Genomic DNA, 19375 nt, shown 5'->3' with positions numbered 1-19375 from the left:
TGTCGGCGGCGCTTGAAAACTAGACAGTAACGGCGCTCGAAAAGTGAACACTCCGCCAACGATTGGAGTGTGATCACCATGGAGGACTGGGCGCTGATCAGGAGGCTGGCCGCCGACGGCGTGCCGAAGGCCAGGATCGCCAGGAAGTTGGGCATCTCGAGGACGACGGTCATAAACGCCATCGCCTCGGACGGGCCACCGAAGTACGAGAGAAGAGCGGGTCCAACGTCGTTCACGCCGTATGAGGCGCGGGTGCGTGAACTCCTCGAGGAGACGCCGGACATGCCCGCGACGGTGCTGGCCGAACGGGTCGGGTGGACCGGCTCGATCCGATGGTTCCGCGACAACGTCAACCGCCTGAGGGTCGACCACCGCCCGATCGACCCGGCCGACCGGCTGACCTGGACGGCCGGGGACGTAGCGCAGTGCGACCTGTGGTTCCCGCCGCGCAAGATCCTGCTCGAGGACGGCTCCCGTACCCTGCTTCCGGTACTGGTCATGACCTGCGGGTACTCCCGGTTCACGCTGGGGAGGATGATCCCGACCCGAAAGACCCCGGACCTGCTCCTGGGCACGTGGGAGCTGCTGGATCAGCTGGGTCGGGTGCCGCGCCGGCTGATCTGGGACAACGAGCCCGGCATCGGACGAGGCAAGCTGACCGAGCCGGTCGCGGTGTTCGCCGGGATGCTGGCCACGAAGGTGGTGCTGCTACCACCGCGGGATCCCGAGTCCAAGGGCATCGTCGAACGCCGCAACCGCTTCTTCGAGACCTCCTTCATGCCCGGGCGCCACTTCGAGTCCCCAAGCGACTTCAACGCCCAGTTCGCCCACTGGCTGTCCGCTGCTAACGCCCGGACGGTGCGCACGATCAAGGCCCGTCCGGTGGACCTGCTCGCCGCGGACAAGGAGGCGATGCTGCCCCTGCCGCCGGCGGTGCTGCACCTGGGCTGGCGCAACCACGTCCGCCTCGGCCGGGACTACTACGTGCGCGTCGACACCTCCGACTACTCCGTCGACCCCCGCGCGATCGGGGCCCGGGTCGACGTCGCCGCAGACCTGGACACCATCCGGGTCCGCCAGGCCGGCCGGCTGGTCGCCGAGCACCCACGCCGGTGGGCCCGGAGCATGACCGTGACCGACCCCGCCCACGTGGCGACCGCCGCCGCGCTACGGCGCGACTACCAGCACCCCAGGTCCCGTCCCGAGGCCGACGACCTGGTCCGGGACCTGGCCGACTACGATAAGGCGTTCGGGATCGACGCCGGCGAGCTGGAGTCGCGATGAGCCGCAAACCAGCATCCGCGAGCGAGTCGCTCAAGCAGATCACCCACCTGGCCGCGGCGCTGAAGGCGCCGCGGATCACCGAGTCCGCCGCCCGCCTGGCCGACCACGCCCGCGACAGCGGGTGGACCCACGAGGACTACCTGGCCGCGGTCCTGGAACGCGAGGTCGCCGCCCGCAACGCCTCCGGGGCCCGGCTACGCATCCGCGCCGCCGGCTTCGGCGCGGTCAAGACCCTTGAGGACTTCGACTTCGACCACCAACCCGGCGCCCGCACCCCGATCCAGGCCCTCGCCTCCGGTGCGTACCTGGCCGAGCACCGCAACGTCGTCCTCCTCGGACCGCCGGGCACGGGCAAGACGCACCTGGCCACCGCCCTCGGCGTCGCCGCCGCCCGGCAAGGACACCGGGTCCTGTTCGCCACCGCCACCGACTGGGTCACCCGCCTGACCGAGGCCCACGACCGCGGCCGCCTGCCGACCGAGCTCACCCGGCTGCGCCGCTACGGCCTGATCATCGTCGACGAGGTCGGCTACCTGCCCTTCGAGCAGGACGCCGCCAACCTCTTCTTCCAGCTCGTCTCCTCCCGGTACGAGCACGCCTCCCTCATCCTGACGTCGAACTTGCCGTTCAGCTCCTGGGCCGGCGTCTTCGGCGACCAAATCGTCGCCGCCGCGATGATCGACCGCATCGTCCACCACGCCGACGTCATCGCCCTCAAAGGCGCCTCCTACCGGCTCCGCGACCGCGGCGTCGAGACGCTTCCCAGCATCAAGGCCGAGCAGGAATCCCTAGACTGAGACCGTTCACTCTTCGACCGCCGAAACCGCCCAGTTTTCGAGCGCCGTCGACAGGCAGGCAGGTTCAGAAGGGTCAGCCGGGGTTGATGATCTTCGCTCCGGTCACTGGCCGGTTCGCGTCGGCGACCCCAGCGGTTGCGGAGTCGTGGCGGCGGTTGGGGCGGGGTGAGAAGCCGCGTGCGGGTGAGGTGGTGCGCTCTCGGATGATGGCCTCCCGTCCTGCGTATGTGTGGGATGCCTCCCAGACCGATGGCGATCCGATCCCCGAGCCGCCGGCGCCGAAGCTGTTGGAGGGCGAAGCTCCCGCTGAGCTCTGGGAAGGCCTGTCGGCGCAGGTCGTCGCTGAGGGGTTCCGGGTGTTGCGGGTGCCGCATGAGGGCATGATCCACGGCGCCAACGGCATGACCGACTGGGGTGCGCGGACGGTCGCGGTTCGGGAGAACATGGACCCCGCCGCCCAAGTGAAAACCCTCGCGCACGAACTCGGGCACGTCCTGCTGCACAACCCCGATGACGAGGACGCCCGCCAGCACCGCGGCATTGCTGAGGTCGAGGCTGAGTCCGTCGCGCTGATGGTGGGTGCGGCTCACGGGATGGACACCACCGGGTACACGATCCCGTACGTCTCCACCTGGGCTGCCCGCGTCGACGGGAAAGAGCCTGTCGAGGTGGTGAAGGCCACCGGCGAACGAGTCCGCAAAGCCGCGCTTGGGATTCTGGATCAGCTCGACACGGTGATGGTCACCGACGGCACCCCGTCAGGTCTGGATCGTGACGCCGCCCAGGAGGAGAAACCGCAACGCACTTCTGCTCGGTCGGTGAAGCCAACGTCGGAGCGCAGCGAACCCGCGCGGCCTGCGGCGACGACGGTGGGGCGGGGGCTGTGATGACTACCCATGATGCGGTGTCGGATGTGCTGCTGCGGGTGAATGGGCGGTGGCCGTTCTCGGCTGCTGCTCGCGAGTTCGCCACGGCGGGGGTGCCGGTGTTTCCGTGTGTGCCGGGGGCGAAACGTCCGCTGACCGAGCACGGCTTCCACGACGCCAGCACCGACCCAGCGCTGGTGGATGCGTGGTGGCGGCAGCATCCCGGCGCGAACATCGGCCTCCCCACCGGCGCCTCTTCCGGGGTCGTGGTGGTCGATGTCGATGTTCACGGCCCGGTCAACGGGTTCGAGGCGATGAACCGCGCGCGCGGTGCCGGGTTGGTGGATGGGTGGATGTTTACCGTCACCTCGCCGTCGGGTGGCCTGCACGCCTACTACCCGGCCACCCCGGACACGGTGCAGTCGTCGTGGCAGGCGGCGCGGGCGGGGATCGACTTCCGCGGTGACGGCGGATACATCGTCATCCCGCCCTCTTCCGTCGTGATTCACGGTGTCTCGACAGCGTATGCGCTGCGACAGATCAACACCGGACCCGCATCAACGATCGATTCGGGCGGGCTGCGTGACTTCCTCGACCCGCGCCCGGCAGCGCGGCCTGTGTCGCGTGGGATCGCCCCATCGGGTGCGGTGCGTGATCGGGATGTGTCGCGGATTGCGGCCTGGGTCGCTACCCGTGGCGAGGGCGAACGCAACCGTGGCGTTTTCTGGGCGGCGTGCCGTCTCGCTGAGAACGGGGTCGCCCCGTCTGATGCGCTCGATGTCCTCACTGCGGCGGCTGGGCATGCGGGGTTGAGCGAGCGGGAGGTCACGACGACCGTGCGGTCGGCCTATCGTGCCGTGCACCCGTCGCCGCGCGCTGCGGTCACGTCTCAACCTGATGGGTTCGCCCGCCCAAAGCATGCAGCCTCACGTCCAGCGATGTGGGGGTTGTCGTGAACACGCGGCGGTGGGCGGTGCGGACTGCGGTGGCGGGCACGGTGTTCATCGCGGCGGGTGCGTTCTGGTTGTCCTACACCGCCCTCGCAGATCTCGCCCGCCGTTCGGGGATCGGGGCTGGGCAGGCGTGGGCGTGGCCGTTGATCGTGGACGGCATCATCGTCGTCGCGACTGTCGCCGTCGTCGCCCTCGCGGGGCATCGGGCTGCGTGGTATCCGTGGACGCTGCTGGGTGGTGGTGCTGCTGTGTCGGTGACGGCGAATGCGATCCACGCGATCCTCACCGCCGATGTCGATGTACCCCCGGTCCTCGCCGCGTCTGTGGCCGCAGTACCGCCCGTGGTGCTGCTGGCGATCACGCATCTGACCGTGATCCTCACCCGCACCCCGCAACACGAACCGGTTGCGAAGCCGGAATCATCCGCGGGGCCCGATTCACCTACGCGCGAGCAGGCGGGTGATCTCGACGATCTGCCTCTTTCGCTACCGGCGATCGAGCCCGCCTCTGAGCCGGCGGACCGCCGCGAGTGCGCGGCTGAGCTGCGGTTGTCGGGGTGGTCGAACAAGCGCATCGCCCGTCACCTCGGCGTGCATCCCTCGACCGTCGGCAGGTGGTTCACCACCCCCGAATCTGAGCAAGAAGAACTCCCAGAAAAAGAGACCGAAGACGTTCCGCCCGTGTGGGTGGAGGAAGTGAGAACACCATGAGCAACGAGAACCCCTGGTCCGACGACCGCTCGGTGACCACCGAGCACACGTCGGCCATCAAGCGAAACGAGCCGGCCAAGAACCCTGCCGAGGATCTGATGTCGGATGCGATCGAGGCCGAGCACACCCGTCAGCAGGCGATGCAGCTGACGCAGGAGCAGCATCGGGCACGCGGGGTCGACTGGGTCCGCCCCACCGATCTCATGGCCCGCCACTCAGCGACCGTGGCCGGGCGCGGCTTCGACTTCAACGCTAACCTCGCCCGCCAGACCCGCACCGGCATCGCGAACGCCTCCACCAAGATCACCCAGCGGGTGAAGCAGTTGCCGCCGTTGTCCGCGTTCGGCGGCCGCAGCTCGTCGCGTGAGCCGGTGACGCGTGGTGCGGTCGGGAAGAGCTAGGCCGGTGAGATGCCATGAACACGACAGCACTGACACCACCCCCGGCATGCGCAGATCGTGCACCTGACTCGGGAAGAGGAGGTGTCCGACCATGACCACCAGAACAGCGACGGCGATGCCGGATCGGCCCCAAGACTTCCGTACCGGTGAAGGCCTCCGCACCCTGCTCGTCCGCCTCCATGAAGCAGGCCCGGGCGCGTGGGAACATGATTCGGTCGTTGCGGAACTCATGGCGTATGCCGCCGAGAAGTACGCACCCCTGGCGGTCAAGCACGGCCTGGACCCGTGGGAGGCGGCATCGGCGGCGTTCGATGTGATGCGCACCAGAGCTGCTCGGGTGGCGGAGAATCCGTGGGGTGTGATCACGCATGCGGTGCGGATCACCTGCATCTTCGAAGAACGCGCCCAAGGGCTCCTCTGCTCCGTCCACCAAGCCCGCCGCCCGCGCATCTCCGCGTTCCACGACCCCGAACGGTTCAGCGACCGGGAGAACCCGCTGACCGACTACCACCCGGCGTTCCGATCAATCGACAGCATCGAACTCGGCGACCACACCCCAGTCGGTGAGGATGAGTCGGGCAGTGCGGCGCAGTTGGCGGTGTCGGCTGCGGAAGACGCGATCGCGTTCCTCGCCCTCCTCGGCTGGACACCCGAGACCGCGCGCTCCGGCGTCGAGCATGTCTGCGGGGCGCTGATCAAAGCTGGGTCTCGTGCGACCGCGTTCGAGATGCTGCGACGTGACAAGCAGGTCCGTGTGCTGCTGGATATTCCGTCCGGGTCGTGGCATGCGTTGTTGCGGGCAATGCTCGGTAACCCCGACACCGACCACGCCACCACGAGTGCTGGCCGCGGAGTTCTCCTGCGGCTCCTGATCGGCGAGACGATCCCGCTACTGCTGCGTGACGATGACCTCGTCCTCGCGCTATCGCTGGCCGCTCCCGGAGTCAGGGAGTGATCGTCCATGAGCGAGCAGCCAGTAGGGAGTGTGCAGGTCGAGCGGACCGTCGCCTCGATCCGCGTCGGGAATCGGCACCGTGCCGAACTCGGCGACATCGACGTCTTGGCCGCGTCGATCAAGCGTGACGGGCTTCTCCAGCCCATCACCGTGACTCCGGATGGGTTCCTCGTCTGCGGAGCACGGCGCCTGGCCGCGTTGAAGATGCTCGGCACCAAGACCGTGAACGTGTGGGTGCGCTCCGGGCTCTCGGATCGGCTCGGGCAGCTCTTGGCGGAGCAGGATGACAACGTGCTGCATAAGCCCCTCACCGCGCTGGAAGCTGCAGCGTTGTATCGGGAGCTCAAGGCGATCATGAGCGAGGAAGCTGCGCTGCGGGAGCAGTCCACGCAGTTCCAGAAAGGTCATGCGCCCGGTGAGCATGGGGGTGAACATCTTCCACCCCCACCCGGCCAAGCAGGGAAGACGCGGGAGCAGGCGGCGGCAATGATTCCGGGTGGGGCGTCGTATCGGACCTACGACAAGATCGGCTACGTCGAACAAGTCGCCACCGACCGCAAGTTCCCCGAGCATGTCCGGGTCGCAGCGCAAGCGGCGTTGGATCAGATTCAGGCCGGCGGCCCCGTCGATCCCGAATACACGCGCATCCGTACCCTCGCCACCAGCACGACCGAGCAGGCACGCGCGGCGCGTGATGCGGAGTTGCATCAGATAGCCAACGAAGCCGTCGCCCGCGTCCAAGTCGAAGCAAGAACCAAGAAGAAAGAACAGTCGCGGAAGACCCGCCCGGTGTCGCCGGCCGACGAGGGGATCACGCTGCTGGGGGTGCGGGCGTTCGTCCTCACTTGGACCGATCTCGATCAGTGGTGGATCAAGTACGACCTCGCTGGCCTCGCCACCGACCTGAGTGACGAGCAGGCCGACGCCTTCTATGCCGTCGTCGAAGGCACCGTCACGTTCGCTGAAGACCTCCGCACCGCCCGCGCCGCCAGACCGCCCGTGGTTGAGGACATAACGCCAGCGCCTCTCCGCTAGCGGCCCCGCGCGCTGGTGACGCTGGGGCGCACCTGAGGGGCATGAGAACTCCCGATGTGTCCGACCCTCGTATCCGTCGCCGCCTGATCGCCGCCGCTGCGGCCGGGGTGGTGTTCCTCATCCTCGCCGGGATCGGCATCTACGGCCTCATCACCGGCCCCCGCACCACCACCGGCACGGATGACCCGACGGGTTCGGAACCATCATCGACCGCACCCGAAACACCGGGGTCGACCACCACTCCGCGACTGCCGTCAGTGCCGCGGTCGGATGATCCGGAGACCTTCGCCCGCAACGTCGCCGAAGCTCTCTTCACCTGGGATACCGCGTCCGGGTTCTTCCCGTTGGACTACACGAGCGTGATCCTCGACGTCGGCGACCCCTCCGGGACCGAACGAGCAGGCCTCGCCTCCGATGTCGCCGCGCACCTGCCAGCGCGGGAGGCCTGGCTCGAACTGCGGAAGTACCTCACCACCCAGCACCTCACCATCGAGACCATCTTCGTGCCGGAGGCGTGGGATACGGCGGTCGAGCAGGCACGACCGGGGCAGCTCGCAGAGGGCACGACCGCGTACACGATCGAAGGCACCCGCCACCGGGAGGGTTTCTGGAACGACGAGCCGGTCACGTCGGAGCATGCGGTGTCGTTCACGGTGTTCATCGTCTGCCCGCCCGATGGCGACGACTGTCATCTGTTGCGGCTCTCTCAACTCGACAACCCCCTGAAGTAGCAGGGGCCGAGTCGTGTTCAAGAAGCTCGCCATTGCAGGGATCGCCCTGCTGTTCCTCGCTCCCTCGATCCTGCTGGTCTCCATCGGGGCACTCATCAACCCCGCACAGACCGCGAACGCCACCTGTCTCACTACCGGGCTGACCGTCGGTGCTATCCCGGACGAACTGACGGTGACGGATGCGTCGGGGTACTCGTTCACGCTGAACAAGAAGCAGCTCACGCACGCGGCCACGATCATCACCACCGGCTCAGCGATCGAGGGTGTGAATCGTGACGGTGTGCAGATCGCGCTCATGGCAGCGCTGACGGAATCGACGTTGCGGATGCTGTCGAACACCAGCCACTATCCCGACTCAGCGGACTATCCGAACGACGGCAACGGCTCCGACAACGACTCCCTCGGCCTGTTCCAGATGCGCCCACAATCCGGATGGGGCACCGTCGCTGATCTCATGGACCCGAACTACCAAGTCCGCGCTTTCTTCGGCGGACCCAACGGACCCAACTCCCCGTCGCCCCGAGGCCTGCTGGACATTCCGGGGTGGGAGTCGATGGACAAGGGCGAGGCCGCCCAAGCCGTCGAAGTCTCCGCCTACCCCGACCGGTATCGGAACTATGAGCCGGTCGCCGAGCAGATCCTCCAAGCCCTCACCACCAACCCTGGATCGCAGCCGACCGGCGGTGATGGTGGTGCGGTGACGGGGCCGGTGCCGGAGACCTCCCGGGTGGTGTTCCCGATGCCGGAGGGCACCTGGGTGATGACCAGCCCATACGGGATGCGGGAACACCCGATCACTGGTGAGTACACGATGCACACCGGCACCGACTTCGCAGGACCCGACGGAACCCCACTCCTCGCCGCCGCTGACGGCGTCGTCACCGTCGCCGAATACTCCGGCGGCTACGGCGGCCTGGTCGTCATCGAGCACACCGTAGACGGGCAGACCGTCGCGACCGCGTATGCGCACTCCTGGGAGACCGGCATCCACGTCACCGTAGGCGACCGAGTGACAGCCGGGCAGCACATCGCCGACGTCGGCTCCTCGGGCAACAGCACCGGCCCGCACCTGCATTTCGAGGTGAGGCTCGGCGGCACCAACGGCGAGACCACCGACCCCGCCGTCTGGCTCAACCAACACAATGCGGCAGACCTCCCCGCACCCGACAGCACCGGTAGTGGGAGCTGCGCCACGGGCACGAACCCGGAGGCACCGAACCCGGTGGATGGCGACCCGGATCAGCTCGTGGATGACCCGACGACGGAGGGGCAGATCACTCGCCGGATGCTCAACCTCTACCAGCAGACCCTCGCAGCATTCCCGGACACCTCATGGTCGTGCTACTCACCCCGCCCCGGCCAGAACTCAGAGCACCCGCTCGGGCGGGCCTGCGATGTCACGTTCGGGAACGCGATCGGCTCCCGGCCGACACCGGCGCAGCTCGAAGCAGGATGGCAGGTGACGAACTGGCTCAAAGACAACGCCGAAACGTTGGACGTCGAATACCTCATCTGGCAAGGCCAAATATGGGCACTCAGCAGTGATGCGGAGGGATGGCGGCCATACAACGGCGGCGGCATGCACGACCCCACCGACGTCACCGGAGGCCACTACGACCACGTCCACATCACCGTCAAAGAAGGGGCCTGAACTCCGATGAATGTGTTCCCAGATTTCGACGGACTCGGAGGCATCGGCGACCTCAAAGAAGTCATCGGCGCCCTGCTCACCTTCATACTCGTCATCGCCGTCTTGATGTTGATCGTGTCCGCGATCATCTGGGCCATCGCCTCATCGCACGGCAACCACGCCACCGCATCCAAAGCCCGCACCGGCCTCCTCGTCGCCCTCGGCACCGCAGCCCTCGCCGGTGGCGGGGTCGCGTGGATGAACTGGCTCATCGCCCTCGGGAACCAGTTGTAGTCAGGCGATCGTGGCGATGGCTTCGATCTCGACCAGGGCTTCTGGACGAGCGAGGCCCGAGACTATGAGAACGGTGATTGCGGTGCGCCGTTCTCCCCAGACCTCCCGCGACGCCGCATATCCCTCTCGGATGTCGGCATCGGTCGTGAGATAGATGGAGAGCTTGACGACATGATCTGCGTCGGTGCCCGCCGCATCGAGTACCGCGAGGACGTTGCGCATCGCCTGGATGGTCTGTTCCCGTGTGTTCCCGGTGATGCGGCCGTCGGCGTCGGTTCCGTTCTGTCCTCCGAGGTAGACGGTCGCTGCGGCGGGCGCGATGACCGCAGCGGCGAAAGCCGGGGATGCCGACAGGCCCGGCGGATCGATGATCGTTACGGCGGTACTCATGGCGGTCTCCCTAGTCATGGTGGCGGGCGTAGTGGGCACGAGTCTTGGCACGGTTGCCGCAGCGCTGCATCGAACACCAGCGACGGGTTCCGGGTCGGGAGGTGTCGAAGAAGATCAAGCGACAGTCTTCGGCGGCGCACTGCTTCACCCGCCCCGCTGTGGACAACGCGGTGATTGCGTCCAGCGCGATCGTCGCCAGCATCGCCTCCACCCCTGGCGCTGAGGGCCGCCAGGCGCCGCCATCCAGCAGGCGCGGCACCCCGACCTGTGCGGCAGCGATGTTGACGGCATCGACATCGGAAGCCTGTGCCTTCTCGTGCTCGGTGATCGCACGGGCAATCCGTGTGATCGCGGCCCGCAACCGCAACGCCTGGGCAAACAGTTCCGGGTTGACGTCAACGGTGTGACCGTCGGGGATCTCGGAGATGAAGCGAGTGTGCAGCCAGGAGGCGAGATCGGCGGGGGCGTGCAGGTGTTCCCACGCCTTTACGCCATGCCCGTAGTCGCCGGTGTATCCGAAGTCGAGGCTGAGAGCTCCGGAGTCGAAGAACCAGCGCACTCCGTCCGACCCGATCAACCACTGACCCGTATCGCTATCGACCGAGGAGGTCATTCGTCGGTCTTTCGTGAGGGGCGGTGCGTCATCCCCATGTAGATGCCGCCACGGTCGAGTTCGTCGAGCATCTGCCCGATCCGGCGTTCCCGCGTTTCCAGAGTCTTCGCCGAAGCGATCCACCGCAGGTAGTCATTGCGTTGGAACGCGGGTCGCTCGTCGTAGTCGCCCCGCACGCCAGCCTGCTCCAACGCAGCGAGAACGTACTCGGGCATGGGTGCACGGGGTCGGACTGCCATACGAGTAAGACTAACCAGTAATAACAGTTAGGACTAGATCTCCGACAGAGATCCGGCGAGAACGGCCCTGCGCACCTGACACGCGAACCCTTCCGCTGCCCACGCTCGTGGGCCTTGTTCGTGTCAGGAGACCACCCGTGTTCGGCCTCATTACCACCGCTGCATCCGCGATCCCGGCGCTCGTGCCGATGGACATCGACATCAACCCCAACGACTCCGGCCTTCCCGGTATCGCGCAGCTGCGCAACATCGTGGGCGCGGTCATGACCGTCGGCCTCATCCTCTCCGTTCTCGCCCTCATCATCTCCGCGATCGTGTGGGGCTTTGGCGCGAACAGCAGCAACCCGCACCTGGCCGGTCGGGGGAAGATCGGCGTCCTCGTCTCCTGCGGAGCCGCAGTCATCTGTGGTGCAGCGGTCACGCTGATCAACTTCTTCTGGAACGTCGGCCAGCAGGTCTGAACCCCATCATCACTACCCACTTCTGAGAGGGAGGTTTGTGATGGGTGTCTGCGACATTCCTGTCATCTCCACCGTCTGCGATGTCGCAGGCGACGCCGCCGGAGCCTTGATCTCCGCACCGTTCGACTGGCTCGCCCAAGCAATGGGCGCCGCCGCGGGCTGGCTGTTCGAGGCCGTCTGGAACGTCTTCGATACCACCACCCTCGTCGACGTCACCAGCGATGGATACGTCAGCGTCTACAACCTGGTGTTCGGGATCGCCGTGTTCATCATGCTGATCTTCTTCTGCCTCCAACTCATCACCGGCCTCGTGAAACGAGACCCCGGCGCCCTCTCCCGAGCGGCGTTGGGGCTCGCGAAGTCGGTGCTGGGTTCGTTTGTGGTGATCACGTTGACCGGGTTGGCGTTGGAGATCGTGGATCAGCTCTGCACCGGCATCATCCAAGCAGGCGGAGAGACCACCGAAACGATGGGTGACAAGATCACCCTCCTCGTCGCAGGCCTCACGGGCATCAGCATCGCCGCCCCCGGTGTCGGGGCCATCATCACGATCTTCCTCGCTGGGCTGGCGATCACCTCAGCCGCGATCGTATGGCTGTCGCTGCTCGTGCGGAAGGCGCTGTTGTTGGTGGCGATCGTTATGGCGCCGCTCGCGTTCTCGGGGTCGTCGTGGGATGCGTCACGGAGCTGGGTGTCGAAGTGGGCCATGTTCGTCATCGCGCTCATCGCCTCGAAGCTCGTGCTGGTGGTGATGTTCCTCGTCGCCGTCACCCAAGTCTCCGCACCCATCGAAGCCGACCTCGCCTCCGTGTCCGATCCGATCGCGGGGGTCGTGCTGATGGCGATGGCCGGATTCGCGCCCTACCTGACCTACAAGTTCATCTCGTTCGTCGGGTTCGACATGTATCACGCGATCGGCTCCGAACAAGACGCCAAGCAGTCGCTCAACCGGCCCATGCCGGTGCCGTCAAAGCCGCAGGGTGGCGACCCGCAGAAGGTCCTCGACGGCGGAAGCAGCAAACCCGGCACCGGTGGGAGTAGCGGTGCGAAGGGTGCGCCACCAGCGAAGCCGACACCCGCACCCGCCGCATCCAGTGGCGCGGGTTCCGGGGCTGGAGCCGGTGCGGGGGCTGGAGCTGGCGGAGCGGGTGCAAGTGGTGCAGCAGCGGGCGGTGCTGTCGCAGCTCCCATAGCAGCCGGATTGGTCGCGGCGAAAATCGCCAAGGACTCCTTCGAAGCCGGACCGAAAGCCGCGGGCCACCTCGCGGACCAGGCCGACGCCGCTGCGGACGGTGCGGGCCAACCCGGAAACGCGGGCACCCCGGCAGCGCCATCTATGCCTATGCCGAAGAACCCCACCCCGCCGTCTGACCTGCCGCCGTCGAATCCGAAGCCACCAGCACCCAAGCCCGGCAAGGAGTAACCGATGACCAACACGAACACGACTCGTGGCAGCGAACTGGTGCCGGTGAAGTTCTCCCGCCTCGCACGCCGCGGCATCCTCCTGGGCCTGTCGCTGGCGCAGCTCGTCACCCTCGCTGTCGGCATCCTCGCGTTCGTTGGAGCCCTCTATGCGGGTGGTGGCATTCTCATGGCTTACACCGCGCCCGTCTGGGCGCTGTCGATTGCGTTGACTTGGATACCGGTGGCGGGGCGGCCGATGGTCGAATGGCTCCCCGTCGCCTGCTGGTGGCTCTACCGCACCACCATCGGACAGCTGCTGTATCGGCGTCGGGTGGTGGTGCCGCGTCCGGTCGGCACCCTCGCCTTACCGGGCGACATGGCGCGGCTACGGGAGTACACCGACCCGGAGACCGAGGCGGGGATGATCCACGACCCCCACGCGGGCACGTTGACCGTCGTGGTCGAGGTGACGCATCCCGCGTTCGTGCTCCTCGACCCCGGAGAGCAGGAACGCCGCGTCACCTCCTGGGGCCGCGTCCTCGCCACCGTCTGCCGCTCCGGACGCGTCGCCACCCTCCAAGTCCTCGAACGCACCCTCCCAGACTCCGGCACCGGGCTCGCGGAGTGGTGGGCCAGCCACGGCACCCACGACGACTCCTGGGCCTCCACCACCTACGCCGAACTGATCGACCGCGCCGGGCCCGCCGGGGAACGCCACGCGACCACGCTCTCCCTCGCACTGGACATGCGCGCAGCCGCGCGGCAGATCCGCACCGCCGGCGGCGGCATCCGAGGCGCAGCGGCGGTGTTGCGGCAGGAGATGGCGACCCTGGTCGCAGCGCTCCGTTCCGCCGACCTCAACCCCGGCGGGTGGCTGACCGCGGGGCAGATCGCCGTCATCCTCCGTAGCGCGTATGACCCGGCTATTGCTGCCACGTTGGAGCGTCAAGGCCAGATCGGACAGAGCCTCGCTACGGCGGGGCCGTTGGCGGTGAACGAGTCGTGGTCGAGGATTCGCACCGACTCCGCCCACCACGCCACCCTCTGGATCAGTGAGTGGCCGCGGTCGATGGTGTTCCCCGGATTCCTCTCACCCGTCCTCCTCTCCACTGGCATCCAGCGCTCCTTCTCCCTGATCTGCACGCCAATGCGGTCGGACCAGGCCGCACGGGATATCCGCAAGAAGAAGGTCGAACACGTCAGCGACGCGGCGCAACGGGCCCGAATCGGACAGATCGAAGATGCCTCCCAAACCGCCGAGTATCAAGACGTGCTCCAACAAGAGGCGGACCTGACTGCCGGGCACGGCATCCTCCGCTACACCGGCCTGGTCACCATCACCGCGCCCACCGTGAACGAACTCGACGCGGCAGTCGCGGCGATCGAACAAGCCGCGATCCAGGCTTCCTGCGAAACCAGGCTCCTCGTCGGTCAGCAGGCAGCCGCGTTCACGGCGGCGGCGCTGCCGCTGTGCCGAAAGGTCTGACGGGTCGGTTTGGCGCACCTGAGGGGCAGCTCCCGCATCCGTGGGGGTTGCCCCTCAACTGTGTTCATGGAGGCCCCTCATGCCCACTTTCACCGACCCCACCAAGGATGCTGCCGAAGCATCCGAAGCACTACGGGGTCTTGCCCACGCCACGATCCGTATCGACCAGCCGGCGCAGATGTATCCGGTACTCGGGGATGTCCTCGCAGGGGTCCGGTCGCTGCGGCAGGTACTCGACCAGCTCGCCAGCACGCATATCGCCGGACAGCCGCGCGCGTTCGACGACGATGGTGACGCTGCGGCAGGCGCGAGAGATGCGTTGGCTGCGGCGGATGAGCTGCATCAGACCGCGACGCTGATCGACGCCGCCCACGACCGTTTGGATGCGGCCATGAACGCGGCGGGCCGGATTGCCTGGCACGAACCGGAAACACCCGCGCGTCGGTGGGTCAGTGTCGTGTTCCTCGACGGTGAGGAAGCCGACCAGGTACTTGACCTCATTCAGCGTGACGGCACCACCGCCGGGATCGAACACCTTCGGCAGTGGGATTACGGGGAAGAGACCACTGACGCTGCCCTTGCCAACGGGTACGTCTATGACACTCCACCGGTCGGGAGCCTCGACCGCACCGCCACCGAGGGTGACTACACGTTGACCTACAGCCCGTTCCTCAGCCACGTCTCCCTACTCCGCGCCCACGACGCTCCGGCCGATCCCGCGCTCGCCGAACCTGCACCAGCACCGGCGGTTGCTGCGGGCGGTCTGAGCGGCGGACCCGGCAGAGCCGCATCCAGCATGGACGTCGCCTCCGCCACCGCCGCTACCCGGAAGACACCAGGGGCTGCAGGGAAAGACTGGTTCGCGGCTACGCCTCGCCCAGCGCAGCATGCGGGTCGGGGGCTCTCACGATGACCGGCACCGAGCCCGAACTACTGCACACCTCCATCCTCATCGCCCCCGCATCCGAACGGCGCAAGCTCCGCAAGCAGCGCAGACAAGCCGCCGCACGGATCACTGCAGAACAACGGAAGACGGAGAAGGCCGTTGCGGTTGCGAAAGCCCAGGCCGAGCGTGCGGAACGTCGCGCGACCACCTACCTGCCCGCCGCCGGGGAACCGGGGGCCGCGTCGTTGCGGACGCCGGGCAGGTTCAAGGTGCCCCGCCATCAAGACACGTCCGCGACCCTCGCCGGGGCGTATCCGTTCGTGGCCGAAGGCGGCCTCGGCTCTGACGGTGTGTTTGTCGGCCAAGACCTCTACTCCGGCGGTTCATTCGTTTATGACCCCTGGGTGCTATATGCCCGCGGGGTCATCACCGCACCCAACGTGGTCCTGGCCGGGATCGTCGGCTCTGGCAAGTCCTCACTGGCGAAGTCGCTCTATACGCGGTCGCTGCCGTTCGGACGCCGGGTCTATGTGCCTGGTGATCCGAAGGGTGAGCACACCGCGGTTGCTGAGGCTGTCGGGGGTCGGGCGATCGTCCTTGGTCACGGCCTCAACACTCGCCTCAACCCGCTCGACGAAGGGCACCGACCATCCGGGTTGTCGGATGAGCAGTGGGCCGCGACTGTCGCTTCCCGGCGGCGGGATCTCATTGGTGCCCTCGCGGAGACGGTGCTTGCTCGCGGGCTGACGCCGTTGGAGCACACCGCGATCGACCTGGCGCTGACGGCGACGGTGCGGGAGAACGATATGCCGATCCTGCCGATGGTCGTCGATCGGATACTGAACCCGTCTGAGGATGAAGACGGACGCCTCGCCGAAGACGGCCGACTGGTGGGGCACGCGTTGCGGCGTCTGGTAGCCGGCGACCTCGCCGGGCTCTTCGACGGACCATCGACCGTGCGGTTTGATCCGTCGCTGCCGATGATCAGCCTCGATCTCTCGCGGGTGACAGAGAACTCGACGTTGATTTCGGTGCTGATGACGTGCTCGTCGGCGTGGATGGAATCAGCGCTGCTCGACCCGAATGGTGGGCAGCGGTGGGTGATCTACGACGAAGCATGGCGTCTCATGTCACACCCCGCCCTGTTGAAGCGGATGGACGCGCACTGGCGGCTCGCACGTCATTACGGGATCGCGAACATGCTGATCTTCCACAAGCTCACCGACCTCGACAATGTCGGCGACCAAGGCTCCGCGATGCGTTCCCTCGCCAACTCGTTGTTGGCGAACGCAGAAACCAGGATCGTCTACCGGCAAGAATCCGACCAACTCGGAGCCACCGCATCCGCGCTCGGACTGACCGGCACCGAACAGAAACTCCTCCCCGGATTGGGTGTCGGGCAGGGGCTGTGGAGGATCAAGGACAGATCCTTCGTTACTCAACACCAGTTGCACCCCGCTGAGTATTCGCTCTTCGATACGAGTTTGCGGCTCAAGCAGGATTCCCACAAGTTCAGGAATTCTGAAGCCTGAATCGCGGAAACATGCCGGGCCAGGGCCGCGGTGAAGGGTTACGGGGTGCATGTTCGTAGAACTTGCACCTCGTGTGGTTCACCGTATCCAGCCCGGCCCGTGCCCTGGGCCGTCGTAGCGCTTGCGATCCATGGAATCGGCACCTTCGTAGTAATGTATGCGGTGCATACTTGGTGGCGGGAGGATCGATGAGCTCGGACACGACTAGGGTGGGCTACCACCACGGCGATCTACGAGCGACCCTGCTGCGAGCCGCCCTGGAGGCGCTCGAAGCTGGCGAGCCGCTCTCCCTGCGCGCGGCCGCCCGTCGGGCGGGCGTGTCCACGGGTGCTCCGTATCGGCACTTCGCCGACCGGGAGGCGCTGGAGTCGGCGTTGGCGGTTCACGGGCTGCGTGAGCTCATGAGCGATCTCACCGCCGGCAAGGAGCCTCCGGCCTCCGCGGCCGAGGTCGGTGAGCTCGCCGTCGAGTATGTGCGTTTCGCGTTGCGCAGGCCGGCGCTGTTCCGGCTCATGTTCGGGCAGGAGTGCGACGACCAGGACGACGAACGGGTGCGCGCAGCCGGTGCGCTGCATGGCTATCTCGAAACCGTGATGGCGGGGGTCTTCCCGGACTCCGACCCGGTCGCGCTGGCGACCGCGGGGTGGTCCCTCGCCCACGGTCTGGCGTTCTTGCACCTCGACGGAAAGCTTCCCGCCACCGACTCTGCCGCTGTCGATGAGCGCGTGCGATCGACACTCGCCGCAGTCTTCCCGCCCACCACCTCTTCCAGAATTGAGAGCCCCCATGAGTAAGCGCGTCCTGCTCGTCGTCACCAATGTCGACCACTATGAGATCGACGCCTCGCATCCGACCGGGCTGTGGCTGTCCGAACTGACCCACGCCTACGACATCTTCGCCGAGCACGGCTTCGAGCAGACCATCGTGAGCCCTGCAGGCGGGGCGTCGCCGCTGGAGCCGCGGTCGCTGAAGTTCCCCAACTACGACAAGTCCGCGAAAGCATGGCATGAGGACCCGGCGAGGATGGCGCTGCTGGAGAGCACGGCCAGCCCCGAGCAGGTCGACTCGGCAGACTATGACGCGATCTACTTCACCGGCGGTCACGCGGTGATGTTCGACTTCCCGGGCAGCACGGGCCTGCAGCAGATCACCAGAGAGATCTTCGAGCGCGGGGGTGTCGTCGGTGCCGTCTGCCACGGCTACTGCGGCCTGCGCGACACGACCCTCTCCGACGGCAGCTATCTGGTCGCGGGGCGCGACCTGACCGGGTTCTCGTGGCGCGAGGAGGTGCTCGCCCGGGTCGACAAGCTCGTCCCGTACAACATCGAGGAGGACATCAAGGAACGCGGGGCGCGGTACTCCAAGGCGCTGCTGCCGTTCGTCTCCAACGCCGTCGTTGACGGCAACCTCGTCACCGGTCAGAACCCCGGCTCGGCCAAGGAGACCGCGACCAAGGTCGCCGCCCTCCTCGAGGGCCACTGACCACCACGCCAAGGCCTCGCCAGAAAGGGCGGAACGCATGCAGACCGTGCTCGGATCAGGCGGCCAGATCGCCGAAGAGCTCACCCGCGAACTACGCCGGAACTTCACCGACGACATCCGCCTCGTCAGCAGAAACCCCCGCAAGGTCCACGACACCGATCAGCTCGTGCCCGCCGACCTGATGGACGCGGAAGCCACCGACCGGGCGGTCGCGGGAAGCGACATCGTCTATCTCACCGTGGGCCTTCCCATGGACTCCGATCTGTGGGAGGCACGGTTCCCGACCATGATGGCCAACACGATCGCCGCCTGCCGGAAACACGGCGCACGGCTGGTGTTCTTCGACAACACCTACATGTACCCGCGCACCGCGACGCCCCAGATGGAGCAGACGCCGTTCGAACCGGTCGGCCGGAAAGCCACTGTGCGCGCGCAGATCGCCACGACCCTGCTCGCCGAGATGGCCGCCGGCACGATCGATGCGGTGATCTGCCGCGCCCCGGAGTTCTACGGCCCCGGCAAGACCCAGAGCCTGACTAACACAGCCGTCTTCGATCGCATCAGACGAGGCAAGCGCCCCCTGGTGCCGCTGAGCGCACGCACCCGACGCAGCCTGATCTGGACACCGGATGCCAGCCACGCCATGGCCCTCATCGGCAACACCCCCGATGCCTACGGGCAGACCTGGCACCTCCCGATCGCCCCGGACCGCCTCACCTACCGGGATATGATCGACACCGCCTCCGGCATCGTCGGGAGGAAGATCCCGTTCACCACCGTGCCCGATTGGGCGTTCCGGATCGGCGGGCTCGTGAATCCGGCGATCAAGGAGGCGAACGAGCTGCTGCCGCGCTACCGGCAGGACAACATCTTCGACTCATCAAAGTTCACAGCACGATTCCCCAACTTCCCGGTCACCAGTTACAACGACGGGATCAGCCACCTCCTCCGGAGCTAGCGTCGTCACGCCGCCGGTTTCCGTGTTGTTCGTCGAGCGCTGGGCCCGCTGCCAGCCGCGAGCAGCCCCGATGCTGTGCATCGCGGCGAGCCTTATCGCTCCGCTACTTCAGCAATCCCGACCGCGCATCAAGATTCCGCCGAAATCGTCAGGAATCGTGATGTTCTTTCGCGATTCCTGAGAGCAGTCGTGCCCGCTGCCCGGGCGGGTGCGACGCACCTCGTCGGCATGAAGTCCTGCGACGAAGATGCGGCTACAGAGATAGGGG

Annotated in this window: 21 protein-coding genes and 1 pseudogene; 19 read left to right on the top strand and 3 right to left on the bottom strand. The window is 66.8% G+C overall.

The genetic code is table 11. The annotated features are described in order from the left end of the window. Positions 1-69: 69 nt before the first annotated feature. From istA to ACTMMA_RS12945, 11 genes and pseudogenes are all read left to right on the top strand, one after another. A complete protein-coding gene (istA, locus tag ACTMMA_RS12995) occupies positions 70-1284 on the top strand; it encodes an IS21 family transposase (RefSeq protein WP_441190557.1) in 1215 nt (404 codons plus the stop codon). Beyond that, the gene (gene istB / locus ACTMMA_RS12990) at positions 1281-2081 is read left to right on the top strand and encodes an IS21-like element helper ATPase IstB (RefSeq protein ID WP_441190556.1); all 801 of its coding nucleotides are present in this window, start codon (positions 1281-1283) and stop codon (positions 2079-2081) included. Before istA ends, istB begins: the two co-directional genes overlap by 4 nt. Before the next feature lie 53 nt (positions 2082-2134). Next, a pseudogene (locus ACTMMA_RS12985) lies at positions 2135-2968 on the top strand (ImmA/IrrE family metallo-endopeptidase); the annotation flags it as partial. Positions 2969-2985: 17 nt separating this feature from the next. Continuing rightward, positions 2986-3903: a bifunctional DNA primase/polymerase gene (locus tag ACTMMA_RS12980; RefSeq protein ID WP_441190555.1), complete on the top strand. Its 918-nt coding sequence runs from the start codon at positions 2986-2988 to the stop codon at positions 3901-3903. A gap of 17 nt (positions 3904-3920) precedes the next feature. Next, positions 3921-4610, top strand: coding sequence for a DUF2637 domain-containing protein (locus tag ACTMMA_RS12975; RefSeq protein WP_441190561.1), 690 nt, complete (start codon positions 3921-3923; stop codon positions 4608-4610). 32 nt (positions 4611-4642) lie between these two features. Next, positions 4643-5011, top strand: a complete 369-nt coding sequence (locus tag ACTMMA_RS12970) for a hypothetical protein (protein ID WP_441190554.1) — start codon at positions 4643-4645, stop codon at positions 5009-5011. A gap of 91 nt (positions 5012-5102) precedes the next feature. Further along, entirely contained in the window at positions 5103-5966 is an 864-nt protein-coding gene (locus tag ACTMMA_RS12965) for a hypothetical protein (RefSeq protein ID WP_441190553.1), read from the top strand. Positions 5967-5972: 6 nt separating this feature from the next. Beyond that, the gene (locus ACTMMA_RS12960) at positions 5973-7001 is read left to right on the top strand and encodes a ParB N-terminal domain-containing protein (RefSeq protein ID WP_441190552.1); all 1029 of its coding nucleotides are present in this window, start codon (positions 5973-5975) and stop codon (positions 6999-7001) included. A 41-nt stretch (positions 7002-7042) separates the two neighbouring features. Next, the gene (locus tag ACTMMA_RS12955; RefSeq protein ID WP_441190551.1) at positions 7043-7732 is read left to right on the top strand and encodes a hypothetical protein; all 690 of its coding nucleotides are present in this window, start codon (positions 7043-7045) and stop codon (positions 7730-7732) included. Positions 7733-7745: 13 nt separating this feature from the next. Further along, positions 7746-9383, top strand: a complete 1638-nt coding sequence (locus ACTMMA_RS12950) for a M23 family metallopeptidase (RefSeq protein WP_441190550.1) — start codon at positions 7746-7748, stop codon at positions 9381-9383. Between the two features lie 6 nt (positions 9384-9389). Then, positions 9390-9656, top strand: coding sequence for a DUF6112 family protein (locus ACTMMA_RS12945; RefSeq protein WP_441190549.1), 267 nt, complete (start codon positions 9390-9392; stop codon positions 9654-9656). Here the strand turns inward: ACTMMA_RS12945 and ACTMMA_RS12940 are convergent, their stop codons facing one another. From ACTMMA_RS12940 to ACTMMA_RS12930, 3 genes are read right to left on the bottom strand one after another with little or no spacing between them, the layout of a single operon-like run. Next, the gene (locus tag ACTMMA_RS12940; protein WP_441190548.1) at positions 9657-10064 is read right to left on the bottom strand and encodes a RidA family protein; all 408 of its coding nucleotides are present in this window, start codon (positions 10062-10064) and stop codon (positions 9657-9659) included. It abuts the gene before it with no gap. Beyond that, the gene (locus tag ACTMMA_RS12935) at positions 10057-10659 is read right to left on the bottom strand and encodes a CGNR zinc finger domain-containing protein (protein ID WP_441190547.1); all 603 of its coding nucleotides are present in this window, start codon (positions 10657-10659) and stop codon (positions 10057-10059) included. Before ACTMMA_RS12935 ends, ACTMMA_RS12940 begins: the two co-directional genes overlap by 8 nt. Then, on the bottom strand, positions 10656-10874 hold the full coding sequence (locus tag ACTMMA_RS12930) for a YdeI/OmpD-associated family protein (RefSeq protein WP_441190546.1): 219 nt from the start codon (positions 10872-10874) through the stop codon (positions 10656-10658). Before ACTMMA_RS12930 ends, ACTMMA_RS12935 begins: the two co-directional genes overlap by 4 nt. A gap of 212 nt (positions 10875-11086) precedes the next feature. Here ACTMMA_RS12930 and ACTMMA_RS12925 point away from each other — a divergent pair, with 212 nt between their 5' ends. The 8 genes from ACTMMA_RS12925 (at position 11087) to ACTMMA_RS12890 (ending at position 19107) form a co-directional block, all read left to right on the top strand. After that, on the top strand, positions 11087-11359 hold the full coding sequence (locus ACTMMA_RS12925; protein WP_441190560.1) for a DUF6112 family protein: 273 nt from the start codon (positions 11087-11089) through the stop codon (positions 11357-11359). A 40-nt stretch (positions 11360-11399) separates the two neighbouring features. Continuing rightward, on the top strand, positions 11400-12782 hold the full coding sequence (locus ACTMMA_RS12920) for a conjugal transfer protein TrbL (protein ID WP_441190545.1): 1383 nt from the start codon (positions 11400-11402) through the stop codon (positions 12780-12782). Between the two features lie 3 nt (positions 12783-12785). Next, complete coding sequence (locus ACTMMA_RS12915; protein WP_441190544.1) at positions 12786-14249, top strand: SCO6880 family protein; 1464 nt, start codon at positions 12786-12788, stop codon at positions 14247-14249. Between the two features lie 79 nt (positions 14250-14328). Next, a complete protein-coding gene (locus ACTMMA_RS12910) occupies positions 14329-15162 on the top strand; it encodes a hypothetical protein (protein ID WP_441190543.1) in 834 nt (277 codons plus the stop codon). Then, on the top strand, positions 15159-16667 hold the full coding sequence (locus tag ACTMMA_RS12905; RefSeq protein ID WP_441190542.1) for a putative type IV secretion/conjugal transfer ATPase: 1509 nt from the start codon (positions 15159-15161) through the stop codon (positions 16665-16667). The genes ACTMMA_RS12910 and ACTMMA_RS12905 overlap by 4 nt, the downstream gene beginning before the upstream one ends. 188 nt (positions 16668-16855) lie before the next feature. Beyond that, positions 16856-17461, top strand: a complete 606-nt coding sequence (locus ACTMMA_RS12900; RefSeq protein WP_441190541.1) for a TetR/AcrR family transcriptional regulator — start codon at positions 16856-16858, stop codon at positions 17459-17461. Further along, positions 17454-18149, top strand: coding sequence for a type 1 glutamine amidotransferase domain-containing protein (locus tag ACTMMA_RS12895; RefSeq protein ID WP_441190540.1), 696 nt, complete (start codon positions 17454-17456; stop codon positions 18147-18149). Before ACTMMA_RS12900 ends, ACTMMA_RS12895 begins: the two co-directional genes overlap by 8 nt. 37 nt (positions 18150-18186) lie before the next feature. Next, positions 18187-19107, top strand: coding sequence for an NAD-dependent epimerase/dehydratase family protein (locus ACTMMA_RS12890; RefSeq protein ID WP_441190539.1), 921 nt, complete (start codon positions 18187-18189; stop codon positions 19105-19107). The last annotated feature ends 268 nt before the right edge of the window (positions 19108-19375 follow it).

The sequence above is a fragment of the Ornithinimicrobium panacihumi genome (assembly GCF_052073805.1).
In the GTDB taxonomy this organism is placed as follows: Bacteria; Actinomycetota; Actinomycetes; order Actinomycetales; family Dermatophilaceae; genus Ornithinicoccus; species Ornithinicoccus panacihumi.
This window is presented reverse-complemented; position numbering and strand designations above follow the sequence as displayed.

Excerpts from the sequence above, each read along its gene's own strand:
- ACTMMA_RS12960 (WP_441190552.1), top strand. The coding sequence starts at position 5,973 with ATGAGCGAGCAGCCAGTAGGGAGTGTGCAGGTCGAGCGGACCGTCGCC.
- ACTMMA_RS12965 (WP_441190553.1), top strand. The coding sequence starts at position 5,103 with ATGACCACCAGAACAGCGACGGCGATGCCGGATCGGCCCCAAGACTTC.
- ACTMMA_RS12890 (WP_441190539.1), top strand. The coding sequence starts at position 18,187 with ATGCAGACCGTGCTCGGATCAGGCGGCCAGATCGCCGAAGAGCTCACC.
- ACTMMA_RS12900 (WP_441190541.1), top strand. The coding sequence starts at position 16,856 with ATGAGCTCGGACACGACTAGGGTGGGCTACCACCACGGCGATCTACGA.
- ACTMMA_RS12930 (WP_441190546.1), bottom strand. The coding sequence starts at position 10,874 with ATGCCCGAGTACGTTCTCGCTGCGTTGGAGCAGGCTGGCGTGCGGGGC.
- ACTMMA_RS12955 (WP_441190551.1), top strand. The coding sequence starts at position 7,043 with ATGAGAACTCCCGATGTGTCCGACCCTCGTATCCGTCGCCGCCTGATC.
- ACTMMA_RS12920 (WP_441190545.1), top strand. The coding sequence starts at position 11,400 with ATGGGTGTCTGCGACATTCCTGTCATCTCCACCGTCTGCGATGTCGCA.
- ACTMMA_RS12915 (WP_441190544.1), top strand. The coding sequence starts at position 12,786 with ATGACCAACACGAACACGACTCGTGGCAGCGAACTGGTGCCGGTGAAG.
- ACTMMA_RS12940 (WP_441190548.1), bottom strand. The coding sequence starts at position 10,064 with ATGACTAGGGAGACCGCCATGAGTACCGCCGTAACGATCATCGATCCG.
- ACTMMA_RS12935 (WP_441190547.1), bottom strand. The coding sequence starts at position 10,659 with ATGACCTCCTCGGTCGATAGCGATACGGGTCAGTGGTTGATCGGGTCG.
- ACTMMA_RS12945 (WP_441190549.1), top strand. The coding sequence starts at position 9,390 with ATGAATGTGTTCCCAGATTTCGACGGACTCGGAGGCATCGGCGACCTC.
- ACTMMA_RS12895 (WP_441190540.1), top strand. The coding sequence starts at position 17,454 with ATGAGTAAGCGCGTCCTGCTCGTCGTCACCAATGTCGACCACTATGAG.
- ACTMMA_RS12905 (WP_441190542.1), top strand. The coding sequence starts at position 15,159 with ATGACCGGCACCGAGCCCGAACTACTGCACACCTCCATCCTCATCGCC.
- istB (WP_441190556.1), top strand. The coding sequence starts at position 1,281 with ATGAGCCGCAAACCAGCATCCGCGAGCGAGTCGCTCAAGCAGATCACC.
- ACTMMA_RS12910 (WP_441190543.1), top strand. The coding sequence starts at position 14,329 with ATGCCCACTTTCACCGACCCCACCAAGGATGCTGCCGAAGCATCCGAA.
- ACTMMA_RS12925 (WP_441190560.1), top strand. The coding sequence starts at position 11,087 with ATGGACATCGACATCAACCCCAACGACTCCGGCCTTCCCGGTATCGCG.